Source organism: Vibrio sp. T9 (genome assembly GCF_003123985.1).
GTDB classification, from domain to species: domain Bacteria; phylum Pseudomonadota; class Gammaproteobacteria; order Enterobacterales; family Vibrionaceae; genus Vibrio; species Vibrio diabolicus.
In genome coordinates this window covers 295642-317568 of record NZ_NIGY01000001.1, presented here as the reverse complement: position 1 = coordinate 317568, position 21927 = coordinate 295642, and the positions used below count along the sequence as shown (strand labels likewise).

Annotated in this window: 18 protein-coding genes and 2 tRNA genes; 10 read left to right on the top strand and 10 right to left on the bottom strand. The window is 45.0% G+C overall.

The genetic code is table 11. The features are described 5' to 3' along the window. Positions 1-339: 339 nt before the first annotated feature. A complete protein-coding gene (locus CBX98_RS01405) occupies positions 340-2784 on the top strand; it encodes a collagenase (protein ID WP_109168419.1) in 2445 nt (814 codons plus the stop codon). Between the two features lie 159 nt (positions 2785-2943). On the opposite strand, the gene CBX98_RS01400 is transcribed toward CBX98_RS01405, so the two are convergent. The 7 genes from CBX98_RS01400 to CBX98_RS01370 form a co-directional block, all read right to left on the bottom strand. Beyond that, complete coding sequence (locus CBX98_RS01400; RefSeq protein WP_109168418.1) at positions 2944-4740, bottom strand: aminopeptidase P family protein; 1797 nt, start codon at positions 4738-4740, stop codon at positions 2944-2946. Beyond that, positions 4740-5732, bottom strand: a complete 993-nt coding sequence (locus CBX98_RS01395) for an oligopeptide/dipeptide ABC transporter ATP-binding protein (RefSeq protein WP_053306923.1) — start codon at positions 5730-5732, stop codon at positions 4740-4742. The genes CBX98_RS01400 and CBX98_RS01395 overlap by 1 nt, the downstream gene beginning before the upstream one ends. Before the next feature lie 9 nt (positions 5733-5741). Continuing rightward, on the bottom strand, positions 5742-6725 hold the full coding sequence (locus tag CBX98_RS01390; protein ID WP_109168417.1) for an oligopeptide/dipeptide ABC transporter ATP-binding protein: 984 nt from the start codon (positions 6723-6725) through the stop codon (positions 5742-5744). Positions 6726-6735: 10 nt separating this feature from the next. Continuing rightward, positions 6736-7668 carry an ABC transporter permease subunit gene (locus tag CBX98_RS01385; RefSeq protein ID WP_074191232.1) on the bottom strand — a complete coding sequence of 311 codons (933 nt, stop codon included), beginning with the start codon at positions 7666-7668 and terminating at the stop codon, positions 6736-6738. Positions 7669-7677: 9 nt separating this feature from the next. Continuing rightward, positions 7678-8598: an oligopeptide ABC transporter permease OppB gene (gene oppB, locus CBX98_RS01380; RefSeq protein ID WP_005377838.1), complete on the bottom strand. Its 921-nt coding sequence runs from the start codon at positions 8596-8598 to the stop codon at positions 7678-7680. Positions 8599-8742: 144 nt separating this feature from the next. After that, the gene (locus CBX98_RS01375) at positions 8743-10353 is read right to left on the bottom strand and encodes a peptide ABC transporter substrate-binding protein (protein ID WP_109168416.1); all 1611 of its coding nucleotides are present in this window, start codon (positions 10351-10353) and stop codon (positions 8743-8745) included. 261 nt (positions 10354-10614) lie between these two features. Further along, entirely contained in the window at positions 10615-11721 is a 1107-nt protein-coding gene (locus CBX98_RS01370; RefSeq protein WP_109168415.1) for a M20/M25/M40 family metallo-hydrolase, read from the bottom strand. Between the two features lie 539 nt (positions 11722-12260). On the opposite strand from CBX98_RS01370, the gene hppD reads away from it, so the two are divergent. The 8 genes from hppD to CBX98_RS01330 all read left to right on the top strand — a co-directional run bounded on the left by hppD (position 12261) and on the right by CBX98_RS01330 (position 17872). Beyond that, positions 12261-13334, top strand: a complete 1074-nt coding sequence (hppD, locus tag CBX98_RS01365) for a 4-hydroxyphenylpyruvate dioxygenase (protein WP_005377835.1) — start codon at positions 12261-12263, stop codon at positions 13332-13334. Then, on the top strand, positions 13327-14457 hold the full coding sequence (locus CBX98_RS01360; protein ID WP_109168414.1) for a homogentisate 1,2-dioxygenase: 1131 nt from the start codon (positions 13327-13329) through the stop codon (positions 14455-14457). Before hppD ends, CBX98_RS01360 begins: the two co-directional genes overlap by 8 nt. Before the next feature lie 9 nt (positions 14458-14466). Further along, positions 14467-15504, top strand: coding sequence for a fumarylacetoacetate hydrolase family protein (locus tag CBX98_RS01355; protein WP_047008690.1), 1038 nt, complete (start codon positions 14467-14469; stop codon positions 15502-15504). Positions 15505-15525: 21 nt separating this feature from the next. Then, positions 15526-16194, top strand: coding sequence for a maleylacetoacetate isomerase (gene maiA / locus CBX98_RS01350; protein ID WP_109168413.1), 669 nt, complete (start codon positions 15526-15528; stop codon positions 16192-16194). Positions 16195-16388: 194 nt separating this feature from the next. Further along, positions 16389-17048, top strand: a complete 660-nt coding sequence (locus tag CBX98_RS01345; RefSeq protein ID WP_109168412.1) for a DUF2726 domain-containing protein — start codon at positions 16389-16391, stop codon at positions 17046-17048. Between the two features lie 120 nt (positions 17049-17168). Further along, a complete protein-coding gene (locus tag CBX98_RS01340) occupies positions 17169-17507 on the top strand; it encodes a hypothetical protein (protein ID WP_109168411.1) in 339 nt (112 codons plus the stop codon). 179 nt (positions 17508-17686) lie between these two features. Then, positions 17687-17763, top strand: a tRNA-Val gene (locus tag CBX98_RS01335). Between the two features lie 32 nt (positions 17764-17795). After that, positions 17796-17872, top strand: a tRNA-Val gene (locus CBX98_RS01330). Positions 17873-18010: 138 nt separating this feature from the next. On the opposite strand, the gene CBX98_RS01325 is transcribed toward CBX98_RS01330, so the two are convergent. Both CBX98_RS01325 and CBX98_RS01320 read right to left on the bottom strand, forming a co-directional pair. After that, a complete protein-coding gene (locus CBX98_RS01325) occupies positions 18011-18307 on the bottom strand; it encodes a YkgJ family cysteine cluster protein (RefSeq protein ID WP_074191235.1) in 297 nt (98 codons plus the stop codon). Between the two features lie 222 nt (positions 18308-18529). Next, positions 18530-18976, bottom strand: a complete 447-nt coding sequence (locus CBX98_RS01320; RefSeq protein WP_005393454.1) for a DUF3291 domain-containing protein — start codon at positions 18974-18976, stop codon at positions 18530-18532. 389 nt (positions 18977-19365) lie between these two features. Here CBX98_RS01320 and CBX98_RS01315 point away from each other — a divergent pair, with 389 nt between their 5' ends. Further along, positions 19366-20862 (top strand): EAL domain-containing protein, encoded by a 1497-nt coding sequence (locus tag CBX98_RS01315; protein ID WP_109168410.1) that lies wholly within the window; start codon positions 19366-19368, stop codon positions 20860-20862. 173 nt (positions 20863-21035) lie between these two features. On the opposite strand, the gene CBX98_RS01310 is transcribed toward CBX98_RS01315, so the two are convergent. Continuing rightward, on the bottom strand, positions 21036-21923 hold the full coding sequence (locus CBX98_RS01310) for a DMT family transporter (RefSeq protein ID WP_005393452.1): 888 nt from the start codon (positions 21921-21923) through the stop codon (positions 21036-21038). Positions 21924-21927 lie beyond the last annotated feature (4 nt).

The window sequence follows — 21927 nt, the reverse complement described above, 5'->3', positions numbered from 1 at the left end:
TATTAGCCCATTGTCCGATTCCTTCTTTAGGGGCTTTGATTCGCGAATTTTTACCGACCCGCTTTGGAGTATACCTAGCCATTTAACGTGCTGGGTATACCCGTTTAACTACACGTTTCTTCTCTAGCTCATCTCTATTTTTTAACAAATACGAATTTTTAAAGCTCACTCCGTGTTCCTTCTGGTACCAAAAACTGATACCGCCATACCCAGTTGTTAACAAAATGTTTCTTCTTGTCTTGCGAGTAGATTATATGGAGATGCTCTTGCAGTAATAAGGGCAGTGGCGATGCAAAAGACGTAATGCATCTAAGGAAAACTCAATATAGAAGAAATTAGATGGAACTGAAGATTTTGAGTGTCGCGATTGCGACAACATTAACCAGCACTGGCGTATTTGCGTTAAGCGAGCCAGTTTCTCAAGTTACAGAGCAACATGCACATTCGGCTCATACACACGGTGTTGAATCCAATCGAGTTGAATACCAACCAACCGCAACTCTCCCAATTCAGCCCTCTAAGGCAACTCGAGTACAGTCACTTGAAAGCCTTGAGGAGTCGAGCACTGCTTGTGATTTGGAGGCATTGGTTACCGAAAGCAGTAACCAATTGATCAGCGAAATTTTAAGTCAGGGCGCGACGTGTGTGAACCAGTTATTCTCTGCTGAAAGTCGGGTTCAAGAGTCGGTATTTAGCTCCGACCATATGTACAACATCGCTAAGCACACTACGACATTGGCGAAGGGGTATACAGGTGGCGGGAGCGATGAACTAGAAACGTTGTTCTTATACCTACGCGCGGGTTATTACGCCGAGTTTTACAATGACAACATCTCATTTATTGAATGGGTCACACCAGCGGTGAAAGAATCAGTGGATGCGTTTGTTAATAACGCAAACTTCTACGAGAACAGCGACCGTCACGGCAAAGTGCTTAGTGAGGTCATCATCACTATGGATAGTGCCGGCTTGCAGCACGCGTACTTACCGCAAGTGACCCAGTGGCTTACACGTTGGAATGATCAATACGCTCAGCACTGGTATATGCGCAATGCGGTTAATGGTGTTTTCACTATTTTGTTTGGTGGGCAGTGGAACGAGCAATTTGTGCAAATAATTGGCAACCAAACGGACCTTGCCAAAGCTTTAGGCGATTTTGCTCTGAGGGCGTCATCAATCGGTGCTGAAGATGAGTTTATGGCCGCGAATGCGGGGCGAGAGCTCGGGCGTCTGACCAAGTATACGGGTAACGCGAGTTCTGTGGTGAAGAGTCAGCTGAGTCGAATCTTTGAACAGTACGAAATGTATGGTCGGGGTGACGCGATTTGGCTTGCGGCGGCGGACACCGCCTCATATTACGCAGATTGTAGTGAGTTCGGAATTTGTAATTTCGAAACTGAGCTAAAAGGCTTGGTGCTATCGCAAACTTATACTTGTAGCCCGACAATCCGAATTTTGTCTCAGAATATGACGCAAGAGCAACACGCGGCCGCATGTTCTAAAATGGGCTACGAAGAGGGTTACTTTCATCAGTCATTAGAAACTGGTGAACAGCCAGTAAAAGATGACTACAACACTCAGCTCCAAGTCAATATCTTCGATTCAAGCACCGATTATGGTAAGTACGCAGGGCCAATTTTCGATATTAGTACTGACAATGGCGGTATGTATTTGGAGGGCGACCCTTCCCAGCCGGGGAATATTCCCAACTTTATTGCTTATGAAGCCTCTTATGCGAACGCGGATCACTTTGTCTGGAACCTAGAGCACGAATATGTGCATTACTTAGATGGTCGATTTGATCTCTATGGAGGGTTTAGTCATCCAACTGAAAAAATAGTGTGGTGGAGTGAAGGTATTGCAGAGTATGTCGCTCAAGAAAATGACAACCAAGCAGCACTTGAGACGATTTTAGACGGCTCGACGTATACCTTAAGTGAGATTTTCGAGACTACTTATGATGGGTTTGATGTCGATCGAATTTATCGTTGGGGGTACTTAGCTGTACGTTTTATGTTTGAAAATCATAAAGATGACGTAAACCAAATGCTGGTGGAAACACGCCAAGGGAATTGGAGCAATTACAAAGCAACGATCACCCAATGGGCGAATTTATATCAAAGTGAGTTTGAGCAGTGGCAGCAAGCCCTTGTCTCAAATGGTGCACCTAATGCAGTCATAACCGCAAACAACAAGGGGAAAGTCGGTGAAAGCATTACATTTAGCAGTGAAAACAGTACAGACCCAAACGGGAAGATCGTCAGCGTCTTATGGGACTTCGGTGATGGCTCGACAAGTACACAAACCAAGCCGACGCACCAATATGGGAGTGAAGGGGAGTATTCGGTCAGCCTAAGTGTGACAGACAGTGAAGGCTTGACGGCAACCGCCACTCATACTGTTGTTATCTCAGCGTTGGGCGGTAATGACACATTGCCACAAGACTGCGCGGTGCAAAGTAAAGTAAGCGGTGGGCGCTTAACAGCAGGAGAACCAGTTTGCTTGGCAAATCAACAAACCATTTGGCTGAGCGTACCAGCGGTGAATGAGAGCTCAAACCTGGCGATAACGGCGGGGAATGGTACGGGCAACCTAAAGCTTGAATACAGTAACTCTGGTTGGCCGGATGATACTAATCTTCACGGGTGGTCAGATAATATTGGTAATGGAGAGTGTATTACGTTGTCAAATCAGAGTAACTATTGGGGCTACGTTAAAGTATCTGGTGACTTTGAGAATGCCGCCATCGTCGTTGATTTTGATGCTCAGAAGTGTCGTCAGTAGGACATTTCTGAGCATCACTTTAATTTAATTGATCGCCTCGCTAACATTGCGGGGCGTTTTTGTTTTTCACGCCGTTATCTCTATAAAAAGACCAGCCCGAAGGCTGGCAAACAAGGAGTTTGAGATGAAAATGAAAACGTTATAAAACTTGCTGATATCCTATTTCTCAAGAAGTTGGGTTGTGCGTTGAAGCCAGTTTTTATCTTGCGTATCAAGAAAAGGGCTAAGCGCCTGATAGACACGTGAATGGTAATGATTAAGCCAGTCTAGCTCTGCTTGATCTAGCATTGATAAATCAAGGGCGTTGGTCGCAATTGGAGCAAGAGTGATGGTCTCAAAACCGTAGAACGTGCCGAACTCATTTTGTTCTACTTCTACAACTTTAAGAATGTTCTCTATTCTTACCCCGTACTCACCTTCGCGATAAACGCCTGGTTCATTAGTAATGACCATACCTGGTTTTAGCTCAACCTCGCGGTGGCTTTGCGAGAAATTTTGTGGGCCTTCGTGAACATTCAAGCAAATGCCCACGCCGTGTCCAGTGCCGCACTTGTAATCAATACCATGTTGCCATAAGACGCCACGCGCCATGATATCAAGATTGGCACCCGTAGAGCCTTTCATGAATCGAGTCTGAGTCAGTCGGATGACCGCTTTGAGCACCAAGGTATAATCTTTGCGCTGCTTAATGGTCGGTGACCCGAAGTGGAAAGTTCGGGTGATGTCTGTTGTCCCGCCAAGGTATTGACCACCAGAGTCGACGAGAAAGAAGTTGCTTTCATTGACTACTGCATTGCTTTCTTCATCGGCGGCATAATGCATTTTTGCCCCGTGAGCTGCGAAGCCTGCGATAGTGCGGAAACTGTCGCTCACATAATGTCGGGTTTGACGGCGATAGTGATTCAGTTGTGCCTCAGCAGACAATTCTGTAACGAATCCGCTTGGAACTTGCTCTTCTAGCCAGTTCATAAACCTTACGATTGCCACACCATCGTCCGTTAATGCCTGTTCTAGGCTAGTTAGCTCGGTCGCATTTTTTATGGCCTTCATTGCCGTTACAGGGCAAGCCATTGGCTTTAGATTCACATTCCGTTCAATCGAACTCACCAATAAGCTGTCTGTGTGGGTCGTGCTAAAAGCGAGCGATAATCCCTCACATTGCTGATTCAAATACTGACTTACGTAGTTGTAATGGCGAATGTGTACACTCTGCTCGGTCAACGACTTTTCAACGTCTTGAGGCAGTTTAGCTTTATCAATAAACAGTGTCGCAAGTGATTGCTCTACGATTAGATAAGCTTCAGAAACTGGGCAATAATTCGTATCACCACCTCGAATATTCATTGTCCACATGACATCATCTAGCGTTGACACTAATAAGCTATCTACTTGGTTCTCGGTTAACCAAGAACGGATTCTCGCTAACTTATTTTCTGTGTCAACGCCAGCAAAAGCGGTGGGGTGCTCGAATACGGGTGCACTTGGGCGAGGTGGTCTTTCAAGCCAAATCGGTGCGAGTAAATCCAGGTCGAGAATGATCTTAATGTTTTTCGCTTCAAAGGCTTGTTTGAGGCCTTGATAAAAAGCGTAACTGATGGCGCGCCCGTCAACTGCGACAATACTGCTTTCTGGGAGCGTGGTAGCCAGCCATTTGGCAATTGTCGGCGTTTCTGGTTGTTTGGCTTTAAACAGTTCAAGTCCTGTGCCGTGTAACTGTTCTTCAGCTTGAATATAGTAACGACCATCAGTCCAAAGGCCACCACCTTGTTGGGTAATGACGACATCGCCTGCTGAGCCGGTAAAACCTGAAATCCAGCTTCGCGCTAACCAATGATCCGCTGAGTATTCGCTGTTATGCGGGTCATTGTTGGTCACGATATATGCAGACACGTTGTGAAAGGACATTGCCTCACGCAATAACGTAAGGCGTTGGTTTACTGAGTTAGTATTGTTCATTAAATGGTTCCTAAAGTCATATTTGAGCAATAGATATGATGCTGCTCCGAGCCTGTTTTTATTGGGTTCTGTTGCCCGCATACTTCTGTAGCTTCTGGGCATCGAGTACGAAAAACGCAACCGCTCGGTGGGTTAAGTGGAGAAGGAAGATCGCCGGGCAATAGTTGTATTTCACGGTCACGTGCTAATTGCGGATTAGCTATCGGGACAGCAGATAACAGTGCTTTGGTGTAGGGGTGTTGAGCATCATCAAATACTTTATCGTAACGTCCTACTTCCATAGGTTTACCAAGATACATCACCATAACGCGGTCGCTGATGTGGCGCACCACGCTTAAGTCGTGCGCAATCATCACCAGTGTTAACCCCATTTCTTGTTTAAGATCGTCTAGAAGATTGATGACCTGAGCTTGTATGGAGACATCTAGCGCACTAACAGGTTCATCACACACGACCAAATCTGGATTAAGAATTAACGCTCTGGCAATGCCCACACGCTGGCATTGACCTCCGGAAAATTCATGTGGATAGCGGTTTCGCTGGCTCGCCAAGAGACCCACTTTATCCATCATAGCGATGACACGCTTTTCTACCTCTGCTCGTTTAAGTTGTGGCTCATGGGTGAGCAGTGGTTCGGCGATGCATTCTGAGATGGTTAATCTCGGATTCAAACAAGCGGATGGGTCTTGAAACACCATCTGAAATTCTCTACGTCGAGAGGAAAGCTCTTTTTTACTAAACCCGAGCATGTCTTGACCTTTCCAAGTCAACTCGCCATGTGTGGGTTCAATTAAGCGAAGTAAGGCGCGTGCAAGCGTTGATTTTCCGCAGCCTGATTCCCCCACAATGCCAAGTGTTTCACCTCGATAAACATCTAAGTCGATACCATTGACCGCTTTCACGATTTTACGTCGACTTGGAATAAGGTGACGCGAAACAGGAAAGTGGACGTTTAAATCACGAGCAGACATGAGGACTTCTTTTTTATTCATAATGCCTCCTTAAGCTTTTATTTGAATAGGAGTGATAACACTGGGTGCGTTAACGTGACAGGCAATGGACTGGCTCGTGTTTAATGGAGAAAACCGTGGGGTTTCGTATTGGCAACGCGTCTCTCGATGCTCGCACCGCTCTCTAAACGGACACCCTTGATGGTTAATCAACGCACTTGGTGGGTTACCTGGGATGGTTGGTAAACGCGGCATGTCTTCAGTGATGGAAGGAATCGCCTTTAGCAAGCCTTGAGTGTAGGGATGCGCAGGTTGAGCGAACAATGTCTCGGTATCGGATTGCTCCATTTTTTGACCACCATACATGACCAATACGCGATCACACATCTCGGCGACGACGCCCATATCGTGAGTGATCAGTAAAATAGCCGTATTGAACTCTTGTTGTAAGTCTCGTAATAGCGTCAAAATTTGAGCCTGAACGGTTACATCTAATGCGGTGGTTGGTTCGTCTGCAATTAACAACTCGGGCTTACACAACAACGCCATCGCTATCATGATTCGCTGACGCATTCCGCCAGATAGCTCGTGAGGGTATTGATTCATCCGAGTTTCGGGAGAGGGAATACGCACCGCATCTAACATGTGAATCGATTCAATTTTTGCTTGTTTTCGGCTCATTCCTTTATGAATCATGAGAACTTCACAAAGCTGTTTGCCAATTTTCATGAATGGATTGAGTGACGTCATCGGATCTTGAAAGATCATTCCGATTTTCTCTGCACGGATGCGGTTGAGCTGCTTTTTAGACATCGCGAGTAAATCATCACCGTGGAACATCGCGCTGCCAGACACGGCGCCGTTGTCCGCGGTTAACCCCATTAATGCGAAAACAGACTGGCTTTTTCCCGAACCTGATTCCCCAACAATCCCAAGAGTTTCGCCCGCTTTAATCGAGTAGGAGAGATTACTGACCGCTTGCACTTGCCCATCTGGCGTATCGAAGCGCACGTTCATGTTTTCAATAGATAGCATGGGTTTGTCCTTATCGGTCTTTCGGGTCAAGAGCATCACGCAAGCCATCGCCGATGAAGTTAAAACAAAAGAGGGTGGCAACTAAAAACAGAGAGGGAAAAAGCAGCATCCACAATGCAACGTCAATCGTTTTTGCGCCTTCGGAGATTAGGATTCCCCAGCTCGTGTCTGGTGGTTGAACACCAAGTCCTAAGAAGCTCAAAAACGATTCGAACATAATGAACCCTGGTACCATTAAGGAGGAATAAACCATCACGATCCCAAGCACATTCGGCAGAACATGGCGTCGGACAATTGTCAATTTAGAAACCCCAATAGAGTGTGCGGCTTCGATGAACTCTCGCTTTTTTAGACCGAAGGTGACACCACGTACAACACGGGCAATGCCCAGCCAAGATACCATTCCGATCACGATAAAAATCAGGTAGATGTTGTTGCCAAAAAGGGTAACAAACAGGATAACCATAAACATAAATGGCACCGAATCGAGCACCTCAATAATGCGCATCATTACGCTATCGACAACGCCGCCAAGATAGCCGGAAATACTTCCCCAAATCGTACCAATAACAACGGCGACTAAGGCCCCGACAAAACCCACCAAAATAGAGAGCCTGCCGCCTTGCATCGTGCGAGCAAAGACATCTTGCCCGAGGTCATCAGTACCAAAGTAATGGCCACTGCTCAGTGAAGGTCTCCCTAGCTCGTATGGATCGATGAGCACTTCCCAGTCAATTTCATCATGGCCAAAAGCGGCAAGAGAGGGGCCGAAGGTGATGCATAAGGTAATGAACGCCAAAACATACACTGATGTCATCGCGGCTCTGTTTTTACGAAATCGAGTCCATGCATCCTGCCAAAGACTGCGACCTTCGACGGCTTCAATATTGTCGACGACTTGATCTTGAAGAGCTTGTGTATCCAGTTTTTTGATCGTTAACATGCCGGACTCCTAAACGCGTATACGAGGGTCGATAATCGTATATAGCAAGTCGACCACAAGGTTAAAGAAGATAGTGAGTGAAGCGACAATCAGAGTAATGCCCATTACTAGGCCGTAGTCGCGGTTGAGAGCCCCAGACACAAAGTGTTGTCCCATGCCACCTGTACCAAAGAAAATGTCGATAATCACCGAGCCTGTCACGACAGACACAAACGCAGGGCCGAGCATCGCAACGACGGGAATCAAGGATGGTCGCAAAGCGTGATGGAATAAAATGTAGGTTGTGGACAAACCTTTGGCTTTTGCCGTTCGAATGTATGGCTGGTTGAGCGTTTCAATCATTGCGCCACGCATGACGCGTGCAATACTTGCAATGGAACCAATCGCCAGGCTGAGCACGGGAAGAACAAGAAAAGCCAGCTTTCCTCCTTCCCAACCACCAGCAGGGAACCAGCCGAGCTGAATAGCGAAGATCATGACTAAAACTGGAGCAAGCACGAAAGCCGGAACCACAACTCCAGTCATCGAAAGTGTCATCAGGCCGTAATCTAGGCGGCTATTTCGGTTCAATGCCGCAATGGTACCAAGTAACATGCCAAGTGGAACGGAGATACAAAAAGAGAGTACGCCTAATACTGCTGAAACAGGCCATGATTGTGCGACGAGCTGTGTAACACTGAAGTCTTGATAAACGAAGCTCGGACCTAGATCTCCTTGTATGAAATTACCAATGTAAATCCAAAACTGAGTAAGGAAGGGCTGGTCCAAATGGAATTTTGCTTCGATATTCGCACGTACCACTTCTGGCATAGGCCGTTCCATATCAAATGGCCCCCCTGGTGCAATGTGCATCAGCCAAAATGATACGAGTGCGATGAATAGAAGCGTGGGGATAGCGATAGCTAATCGCTTAACAATGTACCAAATCATGATCCATCATCCTTTGGTCATCCGAAATCACTTCGAACGGTTATGAATAAAAAATGGTCTGAGCTCAGGTTGCCTTCTCCACCGAGAGATATGAGGAACGACAAGTAAACATTGAACTTGCCGACTCAGACCGAAAACATGCTTTTAGTGGGCTTTCACATAGACATTCTTGCGGTAGTACGACGACTCAGGGTTTGTCAGTTCGTAGCCGCCCACGTAAGGCTTGATGAGGTATTGATCGTTACCCGGACGATAAATAGGAATAATGGCCATGTCTTCAATCAGCATGCTTTCTGCTTGTAGATACAGTTCTGATGGGTTGCTCATGGTCTTTGAGCGAGCCATTAACTCGTCGTATTGCGGGTTGTTATAACGAGAATCGTTGTACTCGCCACTAGAAACGAAGATATCCAACCATGTAGAGGCTTCATTGTAGTCGGCCGTCCAGCCGCCGCGAGTAATGTCGGTCGGCTCTTTAAGTGCGTAGAACACTTTCGGTTCTAGCTGTTTTATTGTGACTTGCGCACCCAAACGGCTTTTCCACATACCTGCCATGGTCGTTGCCATTTTTACGTCCATCGAGAAAGTTGGTACGGTAAACGTCAACTTAAGCGGATTGCTTTTATCGTATCCAGCTTCTGACAGTAATTGCTGCGCTTTTTCGATACGTTTATGACGGTTCCAAGTTGCGAACTCAGGAGTGTGAGATTTAAAACCATCTGTTTGAGGTGGCACAAGGGTATACATTGGAACCCCACTGTTTCTCAAGATAGCACTCGTTAACAGTTGACGGTCAATGGCATATGAGAGGGCTTTACGGACCCGCACGTCTTTTGTTGGTCCTTGTTGAGTGTTGAGGTAATAGAATGTGGAGCCAAGAGACGCACTGGTGCTTGCCACTTCTTGTGGGCGTTGTTGAATTAACTTTTTCTTCTGAGCGGCAGGAATTGAAACCGCTTGGTCTATCTCACCGGCTAGGTAGCGGTTTAGCACTACGTTTGCATCACCAATTGGTAGCCAGGTGACTTTTTCCAGCACTACATTGCTTGCGTCCCAGTAATGTGGGTTTTTAACCATCACCATTTTTTCGTTAACTTTCCATTCAGAGACAGTAAACGCACCATTTGTAACGATATGCTCAGGCTGCGTCCAACGGTTGCCATATTTTTCTACGGTCGCTTTGTGAACGGGGGCAAGCACTGGATGACTTAATAGTTTCGTAAAGAAGGGAATAGGCGCTTCGAGTGTAACCTGGAATGTTTTTTCATCCAGCGCCTTCACGCCCAAAGACTCAGGCTCGGCTTCGCCCTTCATAATGGCTTGCGAGTTTTCGATATTTGGAATGGCCGCAAACCAAGCGTATGGTGAAGCAGTGCTTGGATTCAGTAAGCGTTGCCAGCTGTAGACAAAATCTTGTGCAGTGACCGTTTCGCCATTGGACCATTTTGCATCACGTAAGTGGAAGGTATAAACCGTATTGTTGTCATTGACTGACCAAGACTCAGCAACACCAGGAATGGTTTTACCTTGCTTATCTTGAATGACCAGACCTTCAAATAGGTCTCGACCGAGATTAAAAGCGGGCTCTGCGGCTTGCTTGGCTGGGTCAATAGAAGTAACTTCAGCCCCATTGTTTAGCGTAATTTCTTGTGTCTCATCGAGGGTCACACCTGCGGGATACGGCGCGGCATAGCTTGATGTTGCCAGTATTGGGCTCATCATCGATGCTAACAGAAGCAACTTAGGTAATTTCATCCTTGTCTCACTCTTTTCATCCTGAAAGATGCTAGAAATGTATATTGTATAAATTGTCCACACAATCGAGTTTTAACAATGTTGTAACAGGGTGCCAAATGTTGGGCTATTTGGTATCAAAAAGTGAGCTGGGGGGATTGATATGGAGCTGGTGCTAAGTCTGCATTACGGGGTAGGCTTTGTTTCGCGCAAATAAAAAATCCCCTTCAAGCGCGCGCTAAAAGGGGAGGGTAGTTCGTCTGCTCTTCAAAAGGTACGACGTTAACTGACTAGGAAATGTTTTACGAACTCAGTGATTTTGACCATATCACTTACCGCGATAAACTCTTCTGTCGTGTGTACTTTTGCCATGCCAGTTGAAAGATTGACCGTTGTGAGACCTTTCTTGTTAAAGTTGTTAGCATCGCTACCGCCGCCAGTGCCTTTTGTGAAAGCCTCAATTCCCAACTCTGCAAACGCCGCTTTTATAGCGCTAACGTGTGGGTGGTTTTCTTCAATAACAAATGCATCGTAGGCTCGGCTAGATTCAATGTCGACTTCTGCACTGTGTTTTTCACAGACAGACTCTAATGTTGAGATCATATGATTGACCTGAGCATCTAGTTTATCGCCATTCAGGGAGCGTGCTTCTGCCACGATTTTTAATTCAGGCATAACAATGTTTGTGGCCTGACCGCCATTCACTACACCGATGTTGGCTGTCGTTTCTTCGTCGATGCGAAGCAGCTTCATTTGGTTGATGGCATCTGCCGCCACCATGATCGCACTGATGCCTTCTTCTGGCGCAAGCCCTGCATGTGCTGGTCGACCTTTGATTGTTGCCACGATTTTTTGCTGGCCTGGGGCTGCGGTCACAATAGTGCCAATAGGACCACCCGTATCTAACACGATTGCTTCCGTTGAAGTGACGTGTGACATATCGAAGTATTGTGAACCGAATAAACCGCCTTCTTCATACACGGTGAAAGCAAGTTCTAACGTTTTGTGCTCACGGTTTTCCGCTTGAATACAACGAACGGCTTCCATGATGGCAGCAATACCAGATTTATCATCGCCACCAAGAATCGTATTGCCTTTTGAACGGATAATGCCGTCTTCGATGATTGGCTCAATGCCAATACCTGGAGTGACCGTATCCATATGACAGCTCATTAGGATAGAGCCGTCTTTTTTGCCGTCTAAACGGGCGTACAAGTTAAAACCGTTAGAAATGTGCTCAGGCACTGGAAGCTTGTGCACGGTAAAGCCTAGCTCGCCTAGCTGTTCTGCCAGTGTTTCTGCAATTTGTTTTTCGTTTTTTGATTCGCTGTCGATACGTACTAGTTGGCAAAAGTGTTCAACTAGGCGTTCTTGATTGATGTGTGTCATTAGATGTCTCTTTTTCTGATCGAGCGTGAAGCACTGTGGCTAGGGCTCGATAGGGAACAGAGCACCACTTATGGCACAGTTACTTTTGAATAAAACTGAGGTGAATCAATAAAGGGGTATCCATGACACGATTCTGACCGATGAGTCTTTCGAACTGTATGAAGCGTCACGAAACATTACTTTTGATGTTTTGCAGGATCAAATGAATAAATCGGATAGAGATAGGGTGCAATAGACTTTCCATCCCCTTTTACTTTTTGAGCTACGTTGCCAAGATAAAATGCCAAGGTAACAACTTGTTTACATTTTGTGTGTTGGCGTAAAGCCGAAAATATCAATCTAATATATTGAAAATAAGTAGTTTGTTTGATGTTTACGAAAGTGGGTTCGATGTGCTTACTGTGTGTAACATATATTTTACAATTGTGCGTAAAAATCGCCAAGGTAAAGATTTCTCCCCACGTATTCCAATTTCTCAAGACCTGCGCCAAGTTAGAAAAATAAGTCCAAACAAAAGCTACTGAGACAAGGAGAAAGTCATGGTTGATGCATATAACCCACTAGGAACAGACGGATTTGAGTTTGTTGAATATACCGCTGCTGACAACAAAGGCATTCAACAGCTTAAAGATCTGTTTATATCGTTAGGTTTTGCGGAAATTGCAAAGCATCGCTCAAAAGAAGCGTGGTTATATCGACAAGGTGACATTAGCTTTATTGTGAATGCGCAGCCGCATAGCCAAGCTGAGGGATTCGCCAAAGTCCACGGTCCGTCGGTTTGTGGCATGGCATTTCGAGTGAAAGACGCGACCGTTGCTCTGGCGCATGCGTTAGAGAATGGCGGTAAAGAATATAAAACGGAAATTGGGCCGATGGAGCTTAGCATTCCTGCTATTTATGGCATCGGTGAAAGCTTGCTTTATTTTGTCGATCGTTATGGAAAGCAGAGCATCTATGATGTCGATTTTCGTTTTTATGATGATGCTGATGAGCGTTTATCAAAAGCGAATGTTGGTCTTTACGAAATCGACCACTTAACGCACAACGTTAAGCAAGGCAACATGGATGTCTGGTCTGGTTTCTATGAGCGCATTGGTAACTTCCGCGAAATTCGTTATTTCGATATCGAAGGTAAGCTGACTGGTCTTGTCAGCCGCGCGATGACCGCACCTTGCGGCAAAATCCGAATTCCTATCAATGAGTCGTCAGATGATAAATCACAGATTGAAGAGTTTATCCGTGAATACAATGGCGAAGGCATTCAACATATCGCATTGACCACAGACGACATCTACGAAACGGTCAAAACATTGCGTGAGCGAGGCATGGACTTTATGCCAACGCCAGATACTTATTACGAGAAAGTCGATCAGCGTGTTGAAGGCCATGGTGAAGATGTAAGCAAGCTTCGTGATTTGCAGATTCTTATTGATGGTGCGCCAACGAAAGATGGCATCTTGCTACAAATCTTTACTCAAACCGTTATCGGCCCTGTGTTCTTCGAAATCATCCAACGTAAAGGCAATGAAGGCTTTGGCGAGGGTAACTTCAAAGCGTTGTTTGAATCGATAGAAGAAGACCAAATTCGCCGAGGAGTATTGAGCGATGCATAAATGGATCACATTCCCTCACCGGGAGGGAGTGTGCTCTAAACAAGCGCATGCTGACTTCCCGGAAGAGGCAATTTATGAACGTGAGGCAGGTCGAAGTGGTTTTTTTGGCCCCGCAACACATTTTCATCATCAACATGCCCCAACGGGATGGTCTGAGTGGGAGGGCGAGCTACGTCCACGAGCGTTCGATTTTAATCTAGTCGAGAAAGCCAGCCATATTACCCCTTGGGCAGTCCCGCATCTATTACACAACGCGAATTGTAAAGTTCGTGTCTGGCGTATGGATGAAAAAATGGACTTCTTAGTGAGAAACGCTGATGGCGACGAACTGCTATTCATCCACCAAGGTACGGCAGATCTGTATTGTGATTATGGTCATTTGAAAGTGAGCGAAGGGGATTATGTCATGATTCCGCGCTCAACGAGCTGGCGTTTAGAGCCAAGCGAGCCGATGTTCATTCTGATGATCGAAAACACCGATGCGGCTTATACATTGCCCGAAAAAGGCATGGTTGGAAACCACGCACTGTTTGATCCGGCGGTTTTAGAAACGCCGTCGATCAACGATCAGTTCCGTGCTCAATATTCTGAGAATCAAACACAGGTTCAGGTGAAACGCCACGATAAAGTCAGTGTTATCACTTACCCATTCAACCCGTTGGATGCGATTGGCTGGCATGGTGATTTGGCGGTGGTAAAAGTGAATTGGCGTGATATTCGTCCACTCATGTCACATCGTTACCACTTACCACCTTCTGCACATACTACATTTGTAGGAGCAGGATTTGTGGTGTGTACCTTTGTTCCTCGTCCAATTGAAAGTGATCCTGGAGCGCTCAAAGTACCGTTCTACCACAACAATGACGATTATGACGAAGTCTTGTTCTACCATGCAGGTGACTTCTTTAGTCGTGACAACATTGAAGCGGGTATGGTGACATTCCATCCAGCAGGATTTACACATGGCCCTCACCCGAAAGCTTTCAAAGCAGGGCGAGAGCATAAGAAGACTTTTACCGACGAAGTCGCGGTCATGATTGATACGCGTCACGCACTTCAGTTTTCGGATGAGCTGGAAAAAGTAGAAAACAAAGAATACGTCTATAGCTGGCAAGAGAAGTAAGAGGCAAGGATGAAATTAGCAACCAAGAAAAATGGCACTCGTGACGGTTTGTTGATGGTCGTGAGCAAAGACTTAACGCGCTGCGTACCTGCGACAGAAATTTTCCACCCCATGAACTTAGCACCGACGATGCAGGTGGCACTTGATAACTGGGATGCGCTAGCGCCGCAACTGGAAGAGCTATACGTCGCACTGAACAACGGTACGGTCGCAGGGTATGAAGAGTTTGAAGCGCACTACTGCGAGTCGCCGCTTCCTCGCGCTTATCAGTGGGCTGATGGCAGTGCTTACGTAAACCACGTTGAGTTGGTTCGAAAAGCTCGCGGCGCTGAAATGCCAGAGAGTTTTTGGACGGATCCGTTGATGTACCAAGGAGGCTCTGATGCCTTTATTGGACCTTGTGACAACATCGAGTTTGCCAGTGATGAATGGGGTATTGATTTCGAAGGTGAAGTCGCTGTGGTAACTGGTGACGTACCAATGGGCGCGAGTGTTGCAGAGGCTCAGGAGTCGATTCGTTTGATCATGCTGGTGAATGATGTCTCACTGCGTGGCCTAATTCCCGCAGAATTAGCTAAAGGGTTTGGTTTTTTCCAATCTAAACCTTCTTCTGCGTTTTCTCCTGTGGCAGTAACACCTGACGAACTAGGCGATGCGTGGTACGAAAACAAAGTGCATTTACCACTGGTCTCGACCTACAACCACAAGCCGTTTGGTCGCCCAAATGCGGGTATCGATATGACGTTTGATTTTGCAGACTTAATTGTTCATGCGACTAAAACGCGCCCGCTATCCGCTGGGGCGATTATTGGCTCAGGTACGGTATCTAATAAGCAAGGCACCGAACATGGCACTTCGATTGAGGAGGGTGGTGTTGGTTATTCATGTATCGCGGAAGTTCGCATGATTGAAACCATTCGTGATGGTAAACCGTCGACTAACTTCATGTCGTTTGGAGATTCAATCAGATTGGAAATGTTCGATGCGGATGGCAACAACATATTCGGTTCGATTGACCAACAAGTTAGCCAATATCTCAAGCATTAAGGGCGCCAGTTGGGAGATGATATGAGCGATGGCATGATTTTATACGGATACTGGCGGTCTTCAGCGGCGTATCGTGTGCGTATTTGTTTGAATCTTAAAGAGTTATCGTATGATTCAAAATCGGTACACTTGGTGCGCAATGGTGGCGAACAACACAGTGACGAGTACCATGAGTTAAACGCTTCTGAACTGGTTCCTGTGCTGGTGGATGGGGAGGTTCAGTTAACCCAGTCACTGGCCATCATTCAATACTTAGAAGAACGCTATCCGGATGTCACTGTGATCCCCGAGCAAACGCCGCTTCGATATCAAGCACTAGCTTTGGCTCAGGATATTGCAATGGAAATTCATCCCCTGAATAACTTGAGAGTTCTACAGTATTTAGAGGGGGAGTTAGCTTGCGAGCCAGAGCGCAAAGTCGCTTGGATTCATCACTGGATTCACAAAGGTTTTACAGCATTAGAAGAGAAACTTCAGAAGCATCGTAAACTAAATGGTGATTGTAAGTTTAGTCTGACAAGCTCGCCATCTATTGTCGATATTTGTCTGGTACCACAATTTTATAACGCACAACGCTTTGGTGTAGATGCTTCTCTTTACCCAACCATTAACGCGGTTGTGCAAGCATGCAATCAACTGCCTGCATTTATTGATGCGATGCCAGAGAATCAGCCAGACGCTAATCGTTGATTCTTAGCATCATAATGTATTAACAAAATTTAAACGAGCCAATCCGAGTGTGTGATTGGCTCGTTTTTATTGGGGATCCAAATTTTCTGTTTCTCGCTATCGTCGTGGATCCTCAAAACTGCGAGGTTTTGTTGCTCTGCATAGCATTTCCATTTACGCTTTGAGCAACGAGTTGTTTTGGATGCACTTTATTTATGACCAACATTTTTATCATTGTTGTTCTTCTGGTTTTATTCTTCTTTGTTATTCAAAAGTACGTGATTAAGCACGACGACACGCGTGATTATCCTTATCGCTCGAAAGGACCGTTACTCAGGGGGCAAGAGAGCGCATTCTATAATGCGTTGAGGGCAGCGGTAGGTGAGCATGCGGTGGTATTTGCGAAAGTAAACATGTCCAGTTTGGTTACGCCAAAAGAAATCAAAAATAAGAAGCAGTTTTTTGTCGCGAATAATCGCATATCTCGAAGTTATTTTGATTACGTTATTTGTGATCCTAGGACGCTAGAGCCGCGTGTGATCGTTGAATTGGATAACGGGCAAGAGTTAAGCAAGGGCAAGGTAGAAAGACAAAAGTTACTGATCCATGTTTGTAAGACGGCAAACCTACCTTTAATCGGCGCTTCGATAAAGCACAGTTATCAAGTTGGGCGATTACGTCGTTTGCTTGCGGCACATATAGATTTGATTGAGCCTGATAAAGAAGTGCGTTTTTGCAAAAAATGCGGCAGTCCGATGATCATTAAAACCGCAAGCCAAGGTGAATTCAAAGGTCGACGCTTCTTTACTTGCAGCCGCCAACCAAATTGTACTTACACCGAGAATTACAATGTGGTGTTTGAGTCGGACGAATAAAGACGACAGTTGAACAGCAAAACTGATGAGGCTTTGATTCGAGACAATCAAAGCCTTTTTTGTATTAGTCCCCAAGGCAAGACCTATACTTTGAAAAAGAGTGCAGAATAGGGAAGCCATATGCGATACGGATGGATTTTGTCAGCGTTGTTCATCGCATCTAATGTTAGTGCGATACCTAATTTGAAACCACTGGAGTGTGAATTGACAGAGACACCCCAAGATCATTTCTTGTTTTACCGAGAACAAATGGTTTACCACAGTGAGCAGTTTGTCATATTTCAAAACTTCAAAGGCAGGGTGAGCACTCAAGTGGATGTCAAAACAGGAGAGTTGATCCGTACAACCTATATCGGCGAACCATTTAAACCTAACTATCAGATTTTGTTCGGCACTTGCCCTAAGGTATCGCAAACCTTACAGATTTGGATGCTCAGTGAAGTGCCTTACGACAATTAAGTGAGATAATAAAAGTTATATAGATCACACTTTTAAACCCTGCAGGCTCAGTCCTTGTCGATAAAATCATCTGAAAACGCGTGTTGAGTTTACATTTTCGCCAAACGGTTCAAAGTTGGTAAATTTGTGCTTGCACCGTCGTTCGCTTATAGCTAATATCCTCGTCGTTCCAGAGAAATGCGTCCGTAGCTCAGCTGGTTAGAGTATCGCCTTGACATGGCGGGGGTCGGTGGTTCGAGTCCACTCGGACGCACCATTCTGAATTGAATGGTTAGGAACACAAAATTTGGGTCCGTAGCTCAGTTGGTTAGAGTACTACCTTGACATGGTAGGGGTCGGCGATTCGAGTTCGCCCGGACCCACCAAATTTTAGAAAAAGCCCACCAAGCGGTGGGCTTTTTTGTATCCATAATTTGTTGATACTCAGATTTAAACACCTTACCTTTCCTTTGCACACTTTCTACAAATACTCCGCATTGCCATCAGTGTAAATTTGAGTGGTTTTACAAGAATTTAACACGTTCATCTAAACATTCATTGGAGCCCATTTCGAATTCGCGGCAAATCCAAGGCCTATTTTCATAAATCGTACACATTAATGTGTCTCTGTCTAAAGCTGCACACCAACCATCATTTAGCCGCATCATGGTTTCGCCTCCATACTGGTCACGTGCAATAAACTCTTCAGGTACGCCAGTATCTGAAATAATCATAACCTCGAGACGGCAACAACAAGCCTTACAGTTAGAGCAAGATACATCAGAGGGCAGGGGAGAGGGAGTCTTAGTTGGTATAATCATGAATAACTACAATTTGGTCAATTGTGCATGGTACCGTAAATCTAGCATGAATGAACTTTATTTCTGAAATAGAACACCCTATGAATGATAAACCTAGTGAACGCATTTTATGCGTTCACTTGCATTTCTTTCCGAGTAAGTCGGTAGAACTGACAGTGATTCACACCAAATAACCTTATAGTCAGTGTAAATTTGAACGCGATTTTTTGTCATACGCGCACTTTACACAAGATCTGCTTCTGTAAAGTTTGTTTTAAATGTGAAAGCAAATGGCGTATCTCCGTTTTCGCGCAAATGCTGAAGGCGTAACAAGGCTTCTTGTGGTGTTGGTATATAACCGTCTTCTACCCACCACAGAACATAGCTATCCTCCGCTAGACGATGAAACCATTCGCTTTTTCGGCGCATAAAATCTCTATGACCGGTACGAAACATAAAGTTTTTAAGTGAGTCAGTACTTTCCCAAATAGACATGTTTACAATCATGTTCGGGTCATCAAATAATTTAATGCTTGTTGCATCACCGGAGTCGTCTTTTAGACGCCAGATAAAGCCTTCACTTTCTTCAGCTATACCATTAATTAAGTCCAAATTGTCTACGAAATCTTTAATTTCTGGTGCATCCAAAGGATATTTAGCAAGCGCAATATTTAATTGAGCTAATTTCATTTCATGACCCTCCCTGGTCGATAAGCCTGTAATGCTGGTAAAAAGCTCTAAGTAGCTTTTCCTATTTTATCATGCAGTGTGTTGCTAGTGCCTTCAAAGGTCAATTAGAAAGTTAGTGACTGTGGCGAGTCATTGGATGGCAAAAAAGTCGTTTTATACATTGGTTATGTTGAGCATAAGCCCCTCTTTTCTCGCGATTATCGTCGGTAAGTCTCACTCAAGAGAGTTGCTATCTTGGATATGCAGCAGTACTCTCATTTTCTGTGGCAAGCCTTGCGCTTCTATACTTCTTATTGAGATTCGAACCTCACTTTTTTGGTGTGTGAACGTGAGATAGTGTTCATGTCACTCTTTAATTTAAGTTGTTTGGCTGAACGTTAGGAGGAACTTTGATTACAAAGATAACAAGAAATGCCATTTTGCTTGGCCTAGTTCCCATTGCAGTTTTTGTTGTGGCTTTTAATTCAATAGCCAATTTTTACATCAGCTATATCAAAGAGACTAAAATAGACACCTATGTCGATTATTTACACCAACGATCCATGTATTTGGATGAGGCGATTGTAAAGCAGGTTTCGCAGTTAGATTTCACGTGCAGTAATAGTGATGTTAGAACATTACGCGACCCACGTTTTTATAATCGTTACATCCGTTTTATTGCGATGGAAACGAGTGACGGTAAAACATGCTCCACGATTGGTCGTGAAGTATCTCATTTATCCAATGCGCAACGATTTCAGCTTGGCGAAAACTTTTTTGCATCACTTATTTTACCGGAACACCAAGATCAAGTTGAGTGGATGGTCATTTATGAAAATGAACATGTTGAAGTTGTCTGGGTTCTCGATAATAGTTGGGTTAAAGAAGTGATAAAAACGCCTTGTGAAGACTGTTTGTTCGTCGAGTTTATATATGATGAGCCTGTATTTGGAGATTTAACAATAAGTCGAGGAAAACCAGCCATTGCAGCAGAAGAAGCGGCAGTTTCAAAGGAGTTATTCTTCTCGGCTGATTCTCAAGCCAATATGCTCATCAAAATACACAGTGGCGAGAAACTGAAGAGCTATGCTCAGGAAAGAGTCTTTCTATGGGGAGGCCTAGCCAGTGTGCTTATGGGGCTGGCTCTTGCGTTTGTATATGTGTCCAGTAAGAGCTTGAGAAAGTCTATCAAAGGCTTGATCCAGAATGGGATTAATAATGCGGAATTTGTCCCTTATTACCAAGCGATTGTCGATAGCCGTGATGGTGTAACAGTGGGGTATGAAGCACTGATTCGGTGGTCTCGCCGTGAGGGTATGGTGCCGCCAAATATGTTCATCGGCGCTGCAGAAGAAAGTGGTCTGATTGTCCCAATGACGAATCAGCTTATTCGTAAAATCATACAAGATCTTAGTGTGTTACCTGAGCATGTGTGGGTCAGCATCAATATTGTTTCTTCCCATTTAGAGTCAGGTGAACTCACCAAGTTACTGTCAGAACTGAATTGGCCATGTCCGAAGAGAGTGCATTTTGAGTTGACCGAGCGAATTCCTGTAAAAGATACAGAGGCAGCGAAAAAAGAGATTTTGTATCTGGCGAATAAAGGCTACAAGTTCAAAATTGACGATTTTGGGACTGGGTATGGCGGCTTTTCTTATTTGCAAGATCTGGGTATCCGATGCTTAAAAGTGGATAAGATGTTCATCGATCCAATAGGCTCTGATGACCAAAAATTGAAAGTGTTGGATTCTATTGTCTCGGCAGCAAAGAAAGCGGAATGTGAGATGATTGCAGAAGGTGTAGAGAGCGAGGCTCAAGTCGCGTATTTGGCTCAGCATTCTATTTACCTTATTCAAGGGTATGTCTACGCTAAACCAGAGCCTATTAACAACCTTGTGATGACTTAAAGCAAGGCATAATGGGGCGTATTCATTATTAAAGGTGTCTTTCGGCACCTTTTTTATTGCTGAACCTTTTTGGGTTCACTGTTCCATAAAAAACCTGTTGAAGTCTTAGAATTCAAACAGAGTTTACAGAGAATATGAACGCCCGATTTTAGCATCGGGCGTTAGGATTTTACTTAGGAAGAAAGGGCGGCTTTTTTAGTTTTTAATGAAGCGATCAATTGAGGGAGCAATGACATAACAATCATCCCTAGCATCAAGCTGTATTGGAGAGGGGTGAAAGTCTCACCTAATAGCAGCAAACCTGACACAATGCCCGCAACGGGGTTGGCAATGCCACCAAAAGTAAAGTCAACGACCGACATACGCTGCAATAGCCAAACATACATGCCGTAGCCTAATGCAGTGTTCAGAATGATCACCCACAGCAGCCCAAGGGTGTTCGTCATTGATAAGTTTTGAATGGCTGTAACGTATGGCTCTGGATTGTTTATTGCTAGCACGCTTGTTGCGACAGACATAATCACACCACCCAAAATGAGCTGCCATGTTAATACTGTCCACCAATGCATTTTCGTTCCTAGTGATTTCGTTACGCTACTGCCTACCACAATACACATGATGGCGGAGATCATCGCCAGCAAACCCATAGGGTTGAGCGAAATAGAACTAGGATCAAATAAGAACCAAGCCAAAGCAATCAAAGTCGCTCCACTTATTGCCTGTATTGCGCTTGGCTGGCGCTTATAGACTGCCCAGCCAAACAGCATCGCAAAAACGGGCACTGATACCATACCTACACCTGAGATCGCAGAAGGAAGCGTCAACGCCATGACAAAAATGAGACCAAAGAAGCAAGCGATGTTGATAGTTCCTAAAACAAGCAGCACTTTCCATTCACTCTTTTTCGGGAAAGATGGCTTTATTGCGAGCAACAAAAGACCCGCAGGCAATGCTCTTAGCGCACCAAGTAAAACGGGAGGCCAGTCCGGAAGCGTAAACTGAGTAACAGCATAAGTTGTCCCCCAAAAAAAAGCCGGGATCATTGCAAGCAAAATGTTCATGTTA